The sequence below is a fragment of the Streptomyces sp. NPDC104106 genome (assembly GCF_055584345.1).
Genome location: NZ_JBVJMF010000008.1, coordinates 40,532 through 56,852, shown reverse-complemented (window position 1 = coordinate 56,852; position 16,321 = coordinate 40,532). Strand labels below are relative to the sequence as shown.

Here is a 16,321-nt window from a genome sequence, read left to right as displayed (position 1 = left end):
GCTCGGCACGGCCCACGGAGCCCGCCCATGACCGCCACCTTCCCCGACCTGCGCCTGTCCCCACGCCTGCTCACCCCGGGCGGCACCCCGGCGGACCTCACCACCCACCAGCAGCGCTACGGCCCCCTGCCCCGGGCGACCCCGGACGACCTGCTGCGCGCACTCGCCGCGTCGGGGCTCACCGGCCGCGGCGGAGCCGCCTTCCCGGCGTACCGGAAGTCCGTCGCCGTCGCCGACGCCGGCCGGCGCGCACGGCGGGCGCCGGTGGTCGTGGCGAACGGCGCGGAGAGCGAACCGGCCAGTCACAAGGACCGCACCCTGCGGTGCCTGTCGCCACACCTCGTGCTGGACGGCCTGCGGACGACCGCCGCGGCCGTCGGCGCGGGCGAGGCCTTCCTGGCGGTGGAGGGCGGCGCCGGCCGGCTCCAGGCCGCGCTCGCCGAACGGCACGACCCGCTGCCCGTCACGGTCGTCCGGCTGCCCCGGCTGCCCCGGCTGCCCCGGCTGCCCCGGCGGTTCCTGGCCGGGCAGGCCTCGGCCCTCGTCCGCTACGTCTGCGGCGGCCCCGCGCTGCCCGCACACCCCGAGCCGCCGGTCCGCGAGCGGGGGGCGCGCCGGGCGCCGACCCTGGTGCAGGACGTGGAGACCCTGGCCCACCTCGCCCTGATCGCCCGCTACGGCGCCGACTGGTTCCGCAGCGCCGGGACCCCGGCCGAGCCGGGCAGCGTGCTGTGCACCCTGCACGTGCCCGGACGCGAACCCCGGGTGGCGGAGGCCCCCCTGGGGCTGCCGGTCGGCCGCCTGCTGCCCCTGGCCGGCATGTCCGCCGTCCTGGTCGGCGGCTACCACGGCACCTGGCTCCCGGCCGCCGAGGCGAACCGGCACCCGCTCGGCACGCGCACCCTCGGCGCCGGGGTGCCGGCCGCGCTCCCCGCCACCCGCTGCGGCCTCACCGAGACCGCCCGCGTCCTGCGCTACCCGGCCCTGCAGTCGGCCGGCCAGTGCGGGCCCTGCCTGAACGGCCTGCCCCGGATCGCGGCCGCCTTCCAGACCCTGGCCACGCCGGTCCGCAGGGCACCGCCCGCGAGGACACCCTCCGCTGGTCCGGCCTGGCCGAGCGCCGGGGAGCCTGCCACCACCCCGACGGCTCGGTCCGCCTGGTGCGCAGCGCACTCACCGTCTTCGCCGCCGAACTGGACGCCCACGCAAGGGCGTTGTGCACCACGCCCGCCCCACGCCCCTGCTGCCCCTGCCGGCGAGGAGGCCTGAGCGATGGACCGGCACCTCACCGTCGACTGGACCTCCTGCCAAGGGCACGGCCTGTGCGCCGAGCTGCTCCCGGAGGTCGTCACCCCGGACGAGTGGGGCTACCCGCTCCTCGACGGCGCCCCGCTCCCGGCACACGTCGTGAAGCGGGCCAGGAGGGCGGCCGCGCACTGCCCGGCGCCGGCGCTCCGGCTGACCGGATGAGCGGATGAGTCGGTACCGCGACGGGGCGAACGTTGCCTGCCGGGGCGCTAGAGCCAGCCCGCGAACTCCAGCAGCAGTTCCCCGTCCTTCGGCCGGCCCACCCTGAGGGCCCGCACCCCCGACTCCACCGCCCGGAACAGGGTCCAGCCGCGCAGCCGCTCCTGGTCGACCTCCAGGGACTCGGCGAGCCGCTTGATCCGCCGCCGTACGGTCGCCGCGCCGGACGGCGACGCGATCAGGTCCTCGACCCGGTCCCGCACCAGCCGCGCCAGGTCGAAGGCGCACTCGCCGACCACCGGGTCCGGACCCACCGCGAGCCACGGCATCCGCTCCCCGGACAGCACCTTGCTCTGCCGGAACGTGCCGTGCAGCAACCGGTGTTCGAGCGGCGCGGCCAGCAGCTCCGCGCGCGCCGCGAGTGCCGCGTCGACCAGCGGCGCCACCTCCGGGTCGGCGCCCGCGCCCGCCCGCATCGCCGCCGCCTGCCGACCGGTGCGCTCGGCGACCGTCTCGAAGACATGGCCGGCCGGTGGCTCGACCCACAGCCGGCGCAGCGTCCCCGCCGCCTCCAGCAGCGCCTTCGCCTCCGGCAGCGAGCGCACCGACACATCCGGGTGCAGTCGCTCCAGCAGCAGCACCCCCTCCTCGCCGCCGGCTTCCAGCAGCTGTACGGCACCCAGGCCGCCCCAGTGCGCCAACGCCGCCCGCTCGCTCTCCGGGCGGGCCCGGGGCGGGGCCAGCTTCAGCACCGCCGGGGTGCCGTCCGCGCCCCGCACCAGGACCACCAGGCTGCTGCGCCCGCCCGGCACCTGCACCCGCTCCACGGTCAACTCCCGCGCGGCGAGAGCCCGTTCGGCGATCCGCGGCAGCTCCGCCAGCCAGCCGTCGCCGTCCGGGGCCGTTTCACCGAGCGCCCTCACCAGGCGCGGCGGCGGTTCGAGAACCATGCGCGAGCGTTTCCTTCCAGTCCGGGGTCAGCGGGTCACGGGGTCGAGTCGGAGGCCGGCGGCGTCGTGCCGGCCGTCGTACCGGCCGCGCCCGTCCCCTCGCCGGTCGTCCCCTCGGCGGCCCGCTCGGCGAGTCCAGGGAAGGCTACGCTCTGCCCGCTCCAGCGCACCGCGCGCACCGCGGCCTCCCGGAGCGCCCCGGCCGCCGCCCCGCGCCGCGCGCCCGTCGCCGCCCGCACCAGGTCCGCGTACACCCCGGCCAGCCGCTCCTCCAGCCGGGCGGCCAGCCGCAGCGCCGCCGCCGCGTCGGGCACCGGGAAGGGCAGCGCGTAGGCGGCGTCCGCGGCGACCGGCAGGCCGCCCAGATCGCGCACCTCGCGGGTCAGCGCGTCCCGGCGGGCCCGGTGCGCGTCCCACGCGGCGCGCGCCTCGCCCCGGCGCGCCTCGGCGATCCGGCCGCCGACGACGCCGTAGCCGTACACCGCCGCGTGCTCGGCCGCCAGCGCCGCCTGCAACGCGGTCAGTTCCGCCTTCTGCGCGGCCTTCGTCCCGTCGCCGCCGCTCACTTCGCCCCCTCGGTCAGCAGATACGCGTGCGCGGCCCCGGCCGCCGCCACCGACGCCAGCAGCCGCGCCAGCTCCCCCGGCACGTCCGGCAGAGCCGCGACGCGCCGGTCGGCGAGCGTGCGCTCGGCGCTCGCCAGGGCGGCGAGGGCGTCCTTCGCGGCGGCCGGGGCGGTCGGGGAAGGAGCGGGGGAGACCGAGGACTTCGCGGGTGCGGGCGTCGTGGCGTCCGTGAACGCCCGGGCGTGGGCGGCCACCTGGGCGCGCAGCGGGCGCAGCCGGTCGGCGAGGCCCGGGTGCGCGGCGAGGACGGCGTCGTAGCGGGCCAGCAGTGCCCGGCTGTCCGCGGCCGCACGCGCGCGTGCCCGTGCCGTCACCGAGGCGGCGGCGCCCTCACCGGAGTCCGTACCGGACGTGCAGCCGGCCAGCAGGGCGGCGCCAGCGGCCGAGGCGAGCAGGGCTCTTCTGCGCGGACCCGAGGGGATGCGCACGGGTGGGGGGTACGGCACGGCTGACGTCCTCGGGGGCTCGTACGAACACACGGGCGGGGGCGGCCCGCCGTGATCACGGTACCCGCGCGGTCCCCCGCTTCATGTCACCGGCTCAGCCGGCCCGGCCGCGGGGCGCGGGCGCCCGCATGGACCGGCCCGGCCCCGGAGGGGACGGCAACACCCCCTGCGACCGGATACCCTTTGACCAGACACGCGACCCATCCCACAACAGCACACGCGGCCGAGGAGTCACCCGGATGAGCACCACCCAGAGCGAGAGGCTGCGAGAGCTGCTGGAACCGCTCGTCACCTCCCAGGGGCTGGATCTCGAAGAGATCACCGTGGACTCCGTCGGACGCAAGCGGGTGCTGCGCGTGGTCGTCGACTCCGACGCCGGAGCCGATCTGGACGCCGTCGCCGATGTGAGCCGTGCGCTCTCGGCGAGGCTCGACGAGACCGACGCGATGGGCGACGCGGCGTACGACCTGGAGGTCGGCACCCCCGGCGCGGAGCGCCTCCTCACCGAGCACCGGCACTACGTGCGTGCCACCGACCGGCTCGTGAGGTTCACGCTGGCCGAGGGCGGCGAGCTGGTCGCCAGGATTCTGCAGGTCGACGAGGACGGTCTCGACGTCGAGGTCCCCGGGGTCAAGGGCCGCAAGGCCACCAGCCGCAGGCTCGGCTTCCCCCAGATCGCCAGGGCGCGCGTGCAGGTCGAGTTCAACCGCAAGGAAGACAAGGCCGACAAGGCCGAGAAGGACATGAAGGAAGAGGAGGAGGCGTAGCCGTGGACATCGACATGAGCGCCCTGCGGGGCTTGGTCAGGGAGAAGGAGATCTCCTTCGACCTGCTGGTCGAGGCGATCGAGTCGGCCCTCCTCATCGCCTACCACCGCACCGAGGGAAGCCGCCGACACGCGCGCGTGGAGCTCAACCGGGAGACCGGGCATGTGACCGTGTGGGCGAAGGAGGATCCCGAGGACCTGGAGGAGGGGCAGGAGCCGCGCGAGTTCGACGACACGCCGTCGGGCTTCGGCCGGATCGCCGCCACCACCGCCAAGCAGGTGATCCTGCAGCGGCTGCGCGACGCCGAGGACGACGCGACGCTCGGCGAGTACGCGGGCCGGGAGGGCGACATCGTCACCGGTGTGGTCCAGCAGGGCCGCGACCCCAAGAACGTGCTGGTCGACATCGGCAAGCTGGAGGCCATCCTGCCCGTGCAGGAGCAGGTCCCCGGCGAGACCTACCCGCACGGCATGCGCCTGCGCTCGTACGTCGTCCGGGTGGCGAAGGGCGTCCGCGGCCCCTCCGTGACCCTCTCCCGCACGCACCCCAACCTGGTGAAGAAGCTCTTCGCCCTGGAGGTGCCGGAGATCGCCGACGGCTCGGTCGAGATCGCGGCGATCGCCCGCGAGGCAGGCCACCGCACCAAGATCGCCGTACGGTCCACCCGTTCGGGCCTGAACGCCAAGGGTGCCTGCATCGGCCCGATGGGCGGCCGGGTGCGCAACGTGATGGGCGAGCTGAACGGCGAGAAGATCGACATCGTCGACTGGTCGGACGACCCGGCGGAGATGGTGGCGAACGCCCTGTCACCCGCTCGGGTGAGCAAGGTGGAGGTCGTCGACCTCGCCTCGCGCTCCGCCCGGGTGACCGTGCCGGACTACCAGCTGTCGCTGGCGATCGGCAAGGAGGGGCAGAACGCCCGTCTGGCCGCCCGGCTCACCGGCTGGCGCATCGACATCCGCCCGGACACCGAGCAGACCGGCGAGTAAGCCGGGCGATCGGGCCGGGAACCGGGAATAGATCCAAGCCGCAGGCCGCTTGGTTTACGACAACAACCGTTCGATCTTTGCCCCGAAGGGGTGAGGTCGGTGCGGGGAGGTAGACTTAACTGTGTCTGGCCGGACGCACACCCGAGCATGCCCTGAACGCACCTGTGTGGGGTGCCGGGAGCGGGCGGCCAAGAACGATCTCCTGCGGATCGTGAAGATCGAGGACGCGTGCGCCCCCGATCCTCGCGGTACGCTGCCCGGCCGGGGTGCCTATGTGCACCCCGCCCTGGTCTGTCTCGACCAGGCGGTACGCCGCCGGGCGTTCCCGCGGGCACTGCGCGTCCCGGGGCCGCTCGACACAAAGGCGTTGCGTCGATACGTCGAGCAGACAACAGTTGCCGAGCAGGCAACACCGTAAGACGCGTCGCACGGAACCCCGTGCGGCCTGGTACCTCGCGAGTCGAAAGCAGGTCGAGATTGCGATGAGCACTCGATGAGTACGCGATGAGTACGCCCATGAACTAGCGACGGTCCGGCTTCAACCCGGACCTCAAAGGAGCGAAGTGGCTAAGGTCCGGGTCTACGAACTCGCCAAGGAGTTCGGTGTCGAGAGCAAGGTCGTCATGGCCAAGCTCCAGGAACTCGGTGAATTCGTCCGTTCGGCGTCTTCGACCATCGAAGCGCCGGTTGTACGCAAGCTGACCGACGCCTTCCAGGGCGGTGGCACCGGCAAGTCCGCCGGCAAGCCCGCCCCGCGCAAGGCTTCCCCCAGGCCCGCCGCGCCCTCTCCGGCGCAGGCGGCCCGTCCGGCTGCCCCGGCCCCGCGGCCGGCAGCCCCCAAGCCTGCGACGGCGCCCGCTGCCCAGCAGCCGGCCGCCCCGTCGGCCCCCGCGGCACCCGCGCAGGCCCCCGGCCCGCGTCCGGTGCCGGGTCCGAAGCCCGCGCCGCGACCGGCCCCGGCCGCCCCGGAGTTCACCGCTCCGCCGGCTGCCCCGGCCGAGCGGACCCCGCAGGCTCCGGCCGCGCAGGGTCCGCGTCCCGGCGCCCGTCCGGGCGCCCCGAAGCCCGGCGGTGCCCGTCCGGGCGCCGGCGGTCAGGGCCAGGCCCGTCCGGGCCAGGGCGCCCCGCGTCCCGGCGGCCAGGCCCCGCGTCCGGGCGCCCGTCCGGCCGGTCCGCGTCCCGGCAACAACCCCTTCACCTCCGGTGGCTCCACCGGCATGGCCCGTCCGCAGGCCCCGCGCCCGCAGGGCGGCCCGCGTCCCGGCCCCGGCGGTCCCGGCGGCGCTCCCCGTCCGCAGGCGCCCGGCGCCCAGGGCGGCGGTCCGCGTCCGCAGGCTCCCGGCGGTCCGCGTCCGTCGCCGGCCGGCATGCCCCGCCCGCAGGGCGGCCCGCGTCCCGGCCCGGCCGGTCCGCGTCCGAACCCCGGCATGATGCCGCAGCGTCCCGCTGCCGGCCCGCGTCCCGGTGGCGGTGGCCCCGGTGGCCGTGGTCCCGGTGGCGGCGGCCGTCCCGGTGGCGGCGGCGGTCGTCCCGGCGGTGGCGGCGGCTTCGCCCGTCCCGGCGGCGGTGGCGGCGGTTTCGCCGGCCGTCCCGGTGGCGGCGGCGGTGGCGGCGGTTTCGCCGGCCGTCCCGGTGGTCCCGGTGCCGGCGGCGGTGGCCGTCCCGGCTTCGGCGGTCGTCCCGGCGGCCCCGGTGGCCGCGGTGGCACGCAGGGCGCCTTCGGCCGTCCCGGCGGTCCGGCGCGTCGTGGCCGCAAGTCGAAGCGGCAGCGTCGCCAGGAGTACGAGGCCATGCAGGCCCCGAGCGTCGGCGGCGTGATGCTGCCGCGCGGCAACGGCGAGACCATCCGTCTCTCCCGCGGCGCGTCGCTCACCGACTTCGCGGAGAAGATCAACGCCAACCCGGCGTCCCTCGTCGCGGTCATGATGAACCTCGGCGAGATGGTCACCGCGACGCAGTCCGTCTCCGACGAGACGCTGCAGCTCCTCGCCGACGAGATGAACTACACGGTTCAGATCGTCAGCCCGGAGGAGGAGGACCGCGAGCTGCTCGAGTCCTTCGACATCGAGTTCGGCGAGGACGAGGGCGACGAGGAGGACCTGGTGGTCCGCCCGCCGGTCGTCACCGTCATGGGCCACGTCGACCACGGTAAGACCCGACTGCTCGACGCGATCCGCAAGACGAACGTCATCGCGGGCGAGGCCGGCGGCATCACCCAGCACATCGGTGCCTACCAGGTCGCGACCGAGGTCAACGACGAAGAGCGCAAGATCACCTTCATCGACACCCCGGGTCACGAGGCGTTCACCGCCATGCGTGCCCGTGGTGCGAAGTCGACCGACATCGCGATCCTGGTCGTCGCGGCCAACGACGGCGTCATGCCGCAGACGGTCGAGGCGCTCAACCACGCCAAGGCGGCCGACGTCCCGATCGTCGTCGCGGTCAACAAGATCGACGTCGAGGGCGCCGACCCGACCAAGGTGCGCGGTCAGCTGACCGAGTACGGGCTGGTGGCCGAGGAGTACGGCGGCGACACGATGTTCGTCGACATCTCCGCCAAGCAGGGTCTGCACATCGACGACCTGCTCGAAGCGGTCGTCCTGACCGCCGACGCCTCGCTCGACCTGCGGGCCAACCCGAACCAGGACGCGCAGGGCATCTCGATCGAGTCCCGCCTCGACCGCGGCCGCGGTGCCGTGGCGACGGTCCTCGTCCAGCGAGGCACGCTGCGGGTCGGCGACACGATGGTGGTGGGCGACGCCTACGGCCGCGTCCGCGCCATGCTCGACGACAACGGCAACAACGTCGCCGAGGCCGGTCCCTCGACGCCGGTCCAGGTCCTCGGCCTGACCAACGTCCCGGGCGCCGGCGACAACTTCCTCGTGGTCGACGAGGACCGTACGGCCCGCCAGATCGCGGAGAAGCGCGCCGCCCGTGAGCGCAACGCCGCGTTCGCCAAGCGCACGCGCCGCGTGTCGCTGGAGGACCTGGACAAGGTGCTGAAGGCCGGCGAGGTCCAGCAGCTGAACCTGATCATCAAGGGCGACGCGTCCGGATCGGTCGAGGCGCTGGAATCCTCCCTGCTCCAGCTGGACGTCGGCGAAGAGGTCGACATCCGCGTCCTGCACCGCGGCGTCGGTGCGGTCACGGAGTCCGACATCGACCTGGCGATGGGCTCCGACGCCATCGTGATCGGCTTCAACGTCCGCGCGGCCGGCCGCGCGGCGCAGATGGCCGAGCGCGAGGGCGTGGACGTCCGGTACTACTCGGTCATCTACCAGGCGATCGAGGAGATCGAGGCGGCCCTGAAGGGCATGCTCAAGCCGGAGTACGAGGAGGTCGAGCTCGGCACGGCGGAGATCCGCGAGGTCTTCAAGTCGTCCAAGCTGGGCAACATCGCCGGTGTCCTCATCCGCTCGGGCGAGGTCCGCCGCAACACCAAGGCGCGCCTCATCCGCGACGGCAAGGTGGTCGCGGAGAACCTCAACATCGAGGGCCTGCGCCGCTTCAAGGACGACGTCACCGAGATCCGCGAAGGCTTCGAGGGCGGTATCAACCTCGGCAACTTCAACGACATCAAGGTCGACGACGTCATCGCGACGTACGAGATGCGCGAGAAGCCGCGGGCGTAACGGCCTACGGCGTGTGAAGCTGGCCGGCGGGATCTCGGTCCCGCCGGCCAGCTTGCCGTTCCCGGGGGCAGCGCGGCCCACGGCACCGAAACCCGGTCGAGCCGCCGGCAGGCAAGCGGTACCGTGGCCCGAGGGCAACCGATCCCGTACCGGCGGGTGAACCGGCTACACACATGTACGTGGGGACTCTGTCCTTCGACCTCCTCCTCGGCGACGTCCACTCGTTGAAGGAGAAACGCTCCGTCGTCCGCCCGATCGTCGCCGAGCTCCAGCGGAAGTACGCGGTGAGCGCGGCCGAGGTGGACCATATGAACCTCCATCGCAGGGCCGTCATCGGCCTGGCGATGGTCTCCGGCGACGCGGGGCATCTGCGCGACGTACTCGACCGCTGCGAGCGGCTGGTCGCCGGCCGCCCCGAGGTGGAGCTGCTGTCGGTCCGACGCCGATTCCACGGCGAAGACGACTGACGCGACCAGACCACAGCAACGCAACAGGAAAGAAAGAACGGGAGACGGACCAGTGGCCGACAACGCGCGGGCGAAAAGGCTGGCGGACCTCATCCGAGAGGTGGTGGCCCAGAAGCTGCAGCGCGGGATCAAGGACCCGCGGCTCGGCTCGCACGTCACCATCACGGACACCCGGGTCACGGGCGACCTGCGGGAGGCGACCGTCTTCTACACGGTCTACGGGGACGAGGAGGAGCGGAAGGCCGCGGCCGCCGGTCTGGAGAGCGCCAAGGGCATCCTCCGGTCGGAGGTCGGCAGGGCCGCCGGGGTGAAGTTCACGCCGACCCTGACCTTCGTCGCGGACGCCCTTCCGGACACCGCCCGGACCATCGAGGACCTCCTCGACCGCGCCCGGCAGTCCGACGCCGCGGTGCGCGAGGCGTCCGCGGGCGCCTCCTACGCCGGTGAGGCGGACCCGTACAGGAAGCCGGGTTCCGACGAGGAGACGGACGACAGCGCCGAATGACCAGCAAGCCCACCCCGCCCGACGGCCTCGTCATCGTCGACAAGCCGTCGGGCTTCACTTCGCACGACGTGGTCGCCAAGATGCGCGGGATCGCCCGGACCCGCCGCGTCGGCCACGCCGGCACCCTCGACCCGATGGCGACCGGCGTCCTGGTCCTCGGCATCGAGCGCGCCACCAAGCTCCTCGGCCACCTCGCGCTGACCGAGAAGGAGTACCTGGGCACGATCCGCCTGGGCCAGAACACGGTCACCGACGACGCCGAGGGCGAGATCACCTCGTCCGCCGACGCCGCCAAGGTGAGCCGGGACGCGATCGACGCCGGCATCGCCGAGCTGACCGGCGCCATCATGCAGGTGCCGTCCAAGGTCAGCGCCATCAAGATCGACGGCGTACGGTCGTACAAGCGGGCCCGCGAGGGTGAGGACTTCGAGATCCCGGCCCGCCCGGTGACCGTCTCGTCCTTCACGGTGTACGACGTCCGCGACGCGGTCGCCGAGGACGGCACCCCCGTGCTCGACCTGGTCGTGTCCGTCGTCTGCTCCTCCGGCACCTACATCCGCGCCCTCGCCCGGGACCTCGGCGCCGGGCTCGGCGTCGGCGGCCACCTCACGGCGCTGCGCCGCACGCGCGTCGGGCCGTACAGGCTCGACACGGCGAAGACGCTGGACCAGCTCCAGCAGGAACTCACCGTGATGCCCATGGCCGACGCCGCCGCGGCGGCGTTCCCGCGCTGGGAGGTGGACGCCAAGCGGTCCCGGCTGCTGCTCAACGGCGTACGGCTGGAGATGCCCGGCGAGTACGCGGGCGCCGGTCCCGTGGCCGTCTTCGACGGCGGCGGCCGTTTCCTCGCGCTGGTCGAGGAACAGCGGGGCAAGGCCAAGAGCCTGGCCGTCTTCGGCTGAGAGCCCGGCCCCTTCGGCCGAGGCGGCGGCCAGGGGCGTTCGCCCGTGGAGCGGCGGCCGGCCACGGGGTGGGCTCCTGCCGCCGCTCCACGGTCCCCCCTCGGTTCCCCCATCCCTAGGGTTATCCAGCGGCACCCGGCTATTCACCCGTCCGGGCAGGCGCTCGGAGTGAACCGGGGGAGTGGATGGGGGCGCGTTCGCCGTGCGCTCTGTCCCGCCGATCATCGCGCGCCTACCGTCGAGGTCAGGCAGGGGCACGGGCGGGGAGGTACGGCCATGGCGGGACGGGGCCCGCGCACCGAGAACGGTCGCCGGGAGCCGGAGCGGGACACCGGCCGCGCATCGACTCCACCACCGGGCCCGCCGTCGCCCGATCCGGCGTTCGCTCCGCCGTCCGGCCCGCGGGCGGGTTCGTGCTCCGGTGCAGGGGCCGGTTCGTGGTCCGGCGGGCCGTTCGGACCGGTGTCCGGTCCGGGGTTCGCCGCGGTGTCCGGTTCGGGGTTCGCCGCGGTGTCCGGTTCGGGGTCCGGTGCACCGTGCGGTTCGTGGGCCGTCGGGTCGCGCGGTTCGGCGTTCGCCGCGCCGTCCGACGGTGCCTCCGTCCCGCCGTCCACTGCGCCGCGTCCCCTCGCCCCCGCGCTGGTCCGGATCAGCGACCTGGCCGGCCGCCCGCGGGGCGTCGGTTTCGTCGCCGATCACGACGGCACCCTGCTCACCAGTCACGAGGCCGTGGACGGCCTGCCCCGGCTCGTCCTGCACGCCCTGCCGTCCGCCACGGACGACGGCGCGGGAGAGCGCGGGTGCGTGGTCGATGCCGCCGCCGTGATCCCGCTGCCCCACCGCGGCCTGGCCCTGGTGCGTACCGAGGGGCTGGACCTGGACCCGCTGCCGCTGACCGTGCGGGAGCGGATCGACGCCGGCACCTATGTGCGGATCCCGGCGGGCTGCTGGCGCGAGGCGCGGGTGCTGGCGGCCACCGAGGCCACCTACACCGCCACCGACCGCTCCCACGCCCTGAAGGACGCGCTGGAGCTGGCCGTCGGCACCGCAGGCCGGGACGCGCTGAGGCTCGGCGGCGGCGCGGCGGGCGGCCCGGTGCTGGACGCGCACACCGGCGCGGTCCTCGGCGTCCTCGGCTCCGCCCTGCGCTCCGGGCAGCGCGACGTGGGCTTCGCGGTCCCGCTGCGGCCCGCCGCCGACGGCCCCCTCGCCGAGCTGCTCGCCCGCAACGCCGCCACCGTGCCCGGGTACGGCGCCGATCTCAACCTGGCCGGCGTCCTGGAGCTGACCGCCACCTCGGTCGGCCAGGACGGCCCGCCCGACCGCGGCCCCGGCGGCCCCGCGCCGGTCGAACGCGCGCGTACCGCACGGGAGTTGGCGTCCTTCACGGACGGTGACCGGACCGTCCTGGCGCTGGTCGGCCCCCCGGGCAGCGGTCGTACGACGGAACTCGCGGCCCTCGCCGCGCGCCGGGCCGGTACCGAGCGGCCCGCGCCCACGCTGTGGCTGCGGGGCGCCGATCTCGCGGACGCCGACGGTTCAGTGGCCGACGCGGCCCGCCGCACCCTGGAGCGGGCCGCCCGGATCGTCGCCGCCGCCCGCGGCGCCGGCTGCGACGGCCTCGGTGACGTCACCCCCGAACGGCTCGCCCGCCTCGCCACCCGGACCGGCCGCCCGCTGCTGCTCCTCCTCGACGGCCCCGAGGAGATGCCGCCCGTCCTCGCCCACCGGCTGCCCGAGTGGATCCGCGGCACGGCCGACTGGCTGCGCGGGACCGGGGCGCGGCTGGTGGTGGCCTGTCGGGAGGAGTACTGGGAGCGGGCGGGGACGGAATTCCCGCCGGACCTGTTGTACGCGCCCGGGGACGCCCCGGCGGTGACTCCTCCGGGGGCTGCCGGCACTCCGGCCGTTGCAGTCGAAACCGTCGCGCCCGTCACGGCCACCGAGCCTGCCGTCCCGCCCTGCGTCCGGATCGCCGCGCTCACCGCCGACGAGGCCCGCCGCGCCCGGGCCCGGTACGGGATTCCCGACGGGGCCCTCGCCGACCGCGACGCCCGGCATCCGCTCACCCTCCGGTTGCTGTCCGAGATCCGTGCCGCCGCCCCCGACGCCCTGGCCGGGGCCGGGCCCGTCGACCGGCACGAGGTGTTCGCCGCCCATCTCGACCTCGCGTGCCTGCGCGTCGCGGTCCGCCTCGCCGTCGAGAACGGCGGCCCGCGCGGCAGCGCCGTACGCCGGCTCGCCGCGCGGGTCGCCGGGCAGGTGCACGAGGCCGCCCGGCGCAGTCTCGGGCCCGGCCAGGGTGAGCTGGACCGGGCGTCCTTCGAGGCGGTGTTCCCGTGGGGTCCCGCCCCGGCCGGGCTCGGCGGCGGCACCGGCTGGGCGTCCGCCGTGCTCGCCGAGGGCCTGCTCGTCCCGGCCGGCACCGGCTACCGCTTCGCCCACGAGGAACTGGCCGACTGGATCCAGGGCATCCACCTCGATCTGGACGAGGCCCTGCACGCCCTCGTCCACCGCCCCCCGGTCACCGGGCAGGCCGCACCCGTGCCCGTCCCGCACCACCGCGTCGGCCCCGTCGTCCAGGCCCTGCTGCTGCTCGCCCGGCAGCGCGGGGCCCGCCAACTCACGGTCCGGCTGCGGGACTTGACCGACGCTCTCGACCGGGACCCCGGTTCCTGGTGGGCCGCCCGGCTGCTCGCCCGTACCCTGCTCGAGGTGCCGGACGCGAGGCCGTACACCGAGGTGCTGCGGCGGCTCGCCGACCGGATCGTGGCCTGGCGCCGGGCAGGGCGGACCGTACCGGCCGAGTTCGGGCCCGCCTTCTGGACCGAGCTGCCCGCCCCGGAGGCCGACCGCCTCGATCTCCTGCGCCGCCTGATCCTGACCGACCAACCACCCCAGGGACCGGCCCGGCACGGCACCGGGCTGGAGCCTTCGGCGGGGGACGAGCGCGGCCGCGGGCCGTTGCTCCCGGGGCCCACCGGGTGCCGTACCGCCCAGGCACCTTCGAGTCCCGCGGGGGGTGGTGCCGGTCAGGTGTTCTTGGGTCCTGCCGGGGGTGGTGCCGGTCGGGCGTCCTCGGGGGCGGGCGGGGGCGGTGCAGGCGAGGCGCCCCCGAGTCCTGCCGGGGGCCGTGTTGGCCAGGCGCCGCCTTCGGGAGCCGTCGGGTGTGACGCCGGCCGGCTGTCTTTCGGGACGCCGTCCGGCGGGCGCTATCTCGATGCCGTCGCCCACTTGCTCGCCGCCGCCCCCGGAGCCGTACAGCCCGAGCTGACGCGCTGGTTCGACGATGAGCGGCCGCTGCCCGCGACCCCGCACGCCACGGTCGCGACCGCCGCGCAGGCGCTGCTGTACACGCACCGGCACCGCGCCCTGGACGACCTCACCGAGCTGCTGGTGGCGAGCGCCCACCGGCGGGCCGGCGAACTGCTCACGACGCTCGCCGAGGACGAGCCGGCGGCCCTGTGCCGGGCCGTCGACCGCTGGGCGCACGACGAGCGTCCCGTCCGCCGGGCGGCGGCGGTCGTGTTCGGGCTGCGCACAGCCCCGCACGCGCGCACGGAGACCGAACGCGCGCTGCTGCGGCTCGCCGCCCTCGCCGTCCTCACTCGCCCCGCCGACCGCTTCCTGCACGGCGGCGCGCTCGCCCTGCTGGTCCACGACCCGCACACCAGGGACCGGCACCTCGCCGCCGCCCTGCGGCACTTCGCCGACGGCGACCCGCATCTCCCGCCCAGCGCCCTGACCCCGGCCCTGACCACCCACCCCGAACCGGTCCTGGAAGCCTTCCGCACCCGGCTGCTCGCCCCCGAGCCGCGTGACGCCCCAGAGCCCTCGAACGCCCTTGCCCCAGCGGCCACGGCGAGCGCGGCGGAAGCCCTCCGTACGCTCTGCGAGGCAGCCACCCCGGCCCTGGCCCGCCCGGTCGCCGACGTCGCCCGGGACGTCGTGCGGCAGCGCCCGGAGACCGCCGGGTACCTGGCCGGCCGGCTCGCCGCCGACGTGGACCGGAGCCTGGAACGGGGGCCGACCGCCCGCCCCGTCCTGCTGCCCCTCGTCACCGGCCTGCTGGACGACGGTCCCGAACCGCTGCGCGCGGCCCTCGCCGCCGTCCTCGCCGCAGCGGGCACCCCGGCCTCCCGTCCGCTGCGCCGCGAACTGCTGGAGGTGCTGCTGGCCGCCGAACGGGAACCGTCCGTCCTCGCCGCCGTCCTGCACGCGGCGGCGGACCACGGCGACCGCCCCGAGGGCGAGGTGCGCGGGCTCGTCCACCGCACCGGCCTGCTCATGGTCCGCACGCCCGAGGGGGCCACCCGCTTCGACCGCGCTCTGGTGGACCTCGGCCGGCACGTGCCCGGTTTCGCCGCGCTGATGGCCCGCTGGCTCACCGGGGCCCCCGACGACTGGGCCGCCGTGGTGGGGCCCAGCACGCGCCGCACGCTGGAGGGGCTGGCGGGCGTGCGCGTACCGGCCTGAGCGGTACCGGAGGGTGGCGGTGAACGTGCGCCGGGTCACAGCACCGATACCGATGCGGGCCGGGGGCACCCGGCATGGCACCCTTAGACCTGCACAAGAGGTCAAGGTAGACACGGACACGGGTTCGAGGAGCGGTCACAGTGCAGCGCTGGCGTGGCTTGGAGGACATCCCCGAGGACTGGGGGCGCAGCGTCGTCACCATCGGTTCCTACGACGGCGTCCACCGCGGCCACCAGCTGATCATCAAGCATGCCGTGGACCGCGCGCGCGAGCTGGGCGTCCCGGCCGTCGTGGTCACCTTCGACCCGCACCCCAGCGAGGTCGTCCGGCCCGGCAGCCACCCGCCGCTGCTCGCCCCGCACCACCGCCGCGCCGAGCTGATGGCGGAGCTGGGCGTGGACGCGGTGCTGATCCTGCCCTTCACCACCGAGTTCTCGAAGCTCTCGCCCGCCGACTTCGTCGTGAAGGTCCTGGTGGACAAGCTGCACGCCAAGGCGGTCGTGGAGGGCCCGAACTTCCGCTTCGGCCACAAGGCGGCCGGAGACGTCGAGTTCCTCGCCGAGCAGGGCAAGACGTACGACTTCGAGGTCGAGGTCGTCGATCTGTACGTCACCGGTGAGGCGGGCGGCGGCAAGCCGTTCTCCTCCACGCTGACCCGGTCCCTGGTCGCCGAGGGCGACGTCGAGGGCGCCCGCGAGATCCTCGGCCGCCCGCACCGCGTCGAGGGCGTCGTCGTGCGCGGCGCCCAGCGCGGCCGCGAACTGGGTTTCCCGACGGCCAACGTCGAGACCCTCCCGCACACCGCGATCCCCGCGGACGGCGTGTACGCCGGGTATCTGCACGCGCAGGGCGAGATCATGCCGGCCGCGGTCTCGGTCGGGACCAACCCGCAGTTCGACGGCACCGAGCGCACGGTGGAGGCGTACGCCATCGACCGCGTCGGCCTCGACCTGTACGGCCTGCACGTGGCTGTCGACTTCCTCGCCTACGTGCGCGGCCAGGCGAAGTTCGACTCGCTGGAGGCCCTGCTGGAGCAGATGGCCGCGGACGTGAAGCGGTGCCGGGAGATCGTGGCGGCGCAGCGGTAGGTTCTC

Annotated in this window: 14 protein-coding genes; 11 read left to right on the top strand and 3 right to left on the bottom strand. The window is 75.1% G+C overall.

Annotated elements, in window-relative coordinates; translation table 11 throughout:
- Positions 1-27 precede the first annotated feature (27 nt).
- Together ACZ60X_RS20270 and ACZ60X_RS20265 are read left to right on the top strand one after the other, a co-directional pair.
- Positions 28-1,269, top strand: coding sequence for an NADH-ubiquinone oxidoreductase-F iron-sulfur binding region domain-containing protein (locus ACZ60X_RS20270; RefSeq protein ID WP_469600162.1), 1,242 nt, complete (start codon positions 28-30; stop codon positions 1,267-1,269).
- Positions 1,270-1,272: 3 nt separating this feature from the next.
- On the top strand, positions 1,273-1,470 hold the full coding sequence (locus ACZ60X_RS20265) for a ferredoxin (RefSeq protein ID WP_469600160.1): 198 nt from the start codon (positions 1,273-1,275) through the stop codon (positions 1,468-1,470).
- A gap of 47 nt (positions 1,471-1,517) precedes the next feature.
- Here the strand turns inward: ACZ60X_RS20265 and ACZ60X_RS20260 are convergent, their stop codons facing one another.
- The 3 genes from ACZ60X_RS20260 to ACZ60X_RS20250 are packed head-to-tail and all read right to left on the bottom strand — an operon-like array spanning position 1,518 to position 3,489.
- The gene (locus tag ACZ60X_RS20260) at positions 1,518-2,417 is read right to left on the bottom strand and encodes an aminoglycoside phosphotransferase family protein (RefSeq protein ID WP_469600158.1); all 900 of its coding nucleotides are present in this window, start codon (positions 2,415-2,417) and stop codon (positions 1,518-1,520) included.
- A gap of 35 nt (positions 2,418-2,452) precedes the next feature.
- Positions 2,453-2,983, bottom strand: a complete 531-nt coding sequence (locus ACZ60X_RS20255; protein WP_469600156.1) for a ferritin-like domain-containing protein — start codon at positions 2,981-2,983, stop codon at positions 2,453-2,455.
- The gene (locus ACZ60X_RS20250; protein WP_469600154.1) at positions 2,980-3,489 is read right to left on the bottom strand and encodes a hypothetical protein; all 510 of its coding nucleotides are present in this window, start codon (positions 3,487-3,489) and stop codon (positions 2,980-2,982) included. The genes ACZ60X_RS20255 and ACZ60X_RS20250 overlap by 4 nt, the downstream gene beginning before the upstream one ends.
- A 239-nt stretch (positions 3,490-3,728) precedes the next feature.
- Between ACZ60X_RS20250 and rimP the strand changes: the two genes are divergently transcribed.
- From rimP to ACZ60X_RS20205, 9 genes are all read left to right on the top strand, one after another.
- A complete protein-coding gene (gene rimP / locus ACZ60X_RS20245; RefSeq protein WP_469600152.1) occupies positions 3,729-4,256 on the top strand; it encodes a ribosome maturation factor RimP in 528 nt (175 codons plus the stop codon).
- A gap of 2 nt (positions 4,257-4,258) precedes the next feature.
- On the top strand, positions 4,259-5,245 hold the full coding sequence (nusA, locus tag ACZ60X_RS20240) for a transcription termination factor NusA (protein WP_469600149.1): 987 nt from the start codon (positions 4,259-4,261) through the stop codon (positions 5,243-5,245).
- Positions 5,246-5,366: 121 nt separating this feature from the next.
- A complete protein-coding gene (locus ACZ60X_RS20235) occupies positions 5,367-5,663 on the top strand; it encodes a YlxR family protein (RefSeq protein WP_469600147.1) in 297 nt (98 codons plus the stop codon).
- Between the two features lie 145 nt (positions 5,664-5,808).
- Positions 5,809-8,877 (top strand): translation initiation factor IF-2, encoded by a 3,069-nt coding sequence (gene infB / locus ACZ60X_RS20230; protein ID WP_469600145.1) that lies wholly within the window; start codon positions 5,809-5,811, stop codon positions 8,875-8,877.
- 173 nt (positions 8,878-9,050) lie between these two features.
- Positions 9,051-9,344, top strand: coding sequence for a DUF503 domain-containing protein (locus ACZ60X_RS20225; RefSeq protein WP_469600143.1), 294 nt, complete (start codon positions 9,051-9,053; stop codon positions 9,342-9,344).
- Positions 9,345-9,396: 52 nt separating this feature from the next.
- Positions 9,397-9,849 carry a 30S ribosome-binding factor RbfA gene (gene rbfA, locus ACZ60X_RS20220; RefSeq protein ID WP_469600140.1) on the top strand — a complete coding sequence of 151 codons (453 nt, stop codon included), beginning with the start codon at positions 9,397-9,399 and terminating at the stop codon, positions 9,847-9,849.
- Positions 9,846-10,751, top strand: a complete 906-nt coding sequence (gene truB / locus ACZ60X_RS20215; protein ID WP_469600138.1) for a tRNA pseudouridine(55) synthase TruB — start codon at positions 9,846-9,848, stop codon at positions 10,749-10,751. Before rbfA ends, truB begins: the two co-directional genes overlap by 4 nt.
- Positions 10,752-11,261: 510 nt before the next feature.
- Positions 11,262-15,227 carry a trypsin-like peptidase domain-containing protein gene (locus ACZ60X_RS20210; protein ID WP_469600735.1) on the top strand — a complete coding sequence of 1,322 codons (3,966 nt, stop codon included), beginning with the start codon at positions 11,262-11,264 and terminating at the stop codon, positions 15,225-15,227.
- A gap of 140 nt (positions 15,228-15,367) precedes the next feature.
- Positions 15,368-16,315, top strand: coding sequence for a bifunctional riboflavin kinase/FAD synthetase (locus tag ACZ60X_RS20205; RefSeq protein ID WP_469600136.1), 948 nt, complete (start codon positions 15,368-15,370; stop codon positions 16,313-16,315).
- Positions 16,316-16,321: the final 6 nt, after the last annotated feature.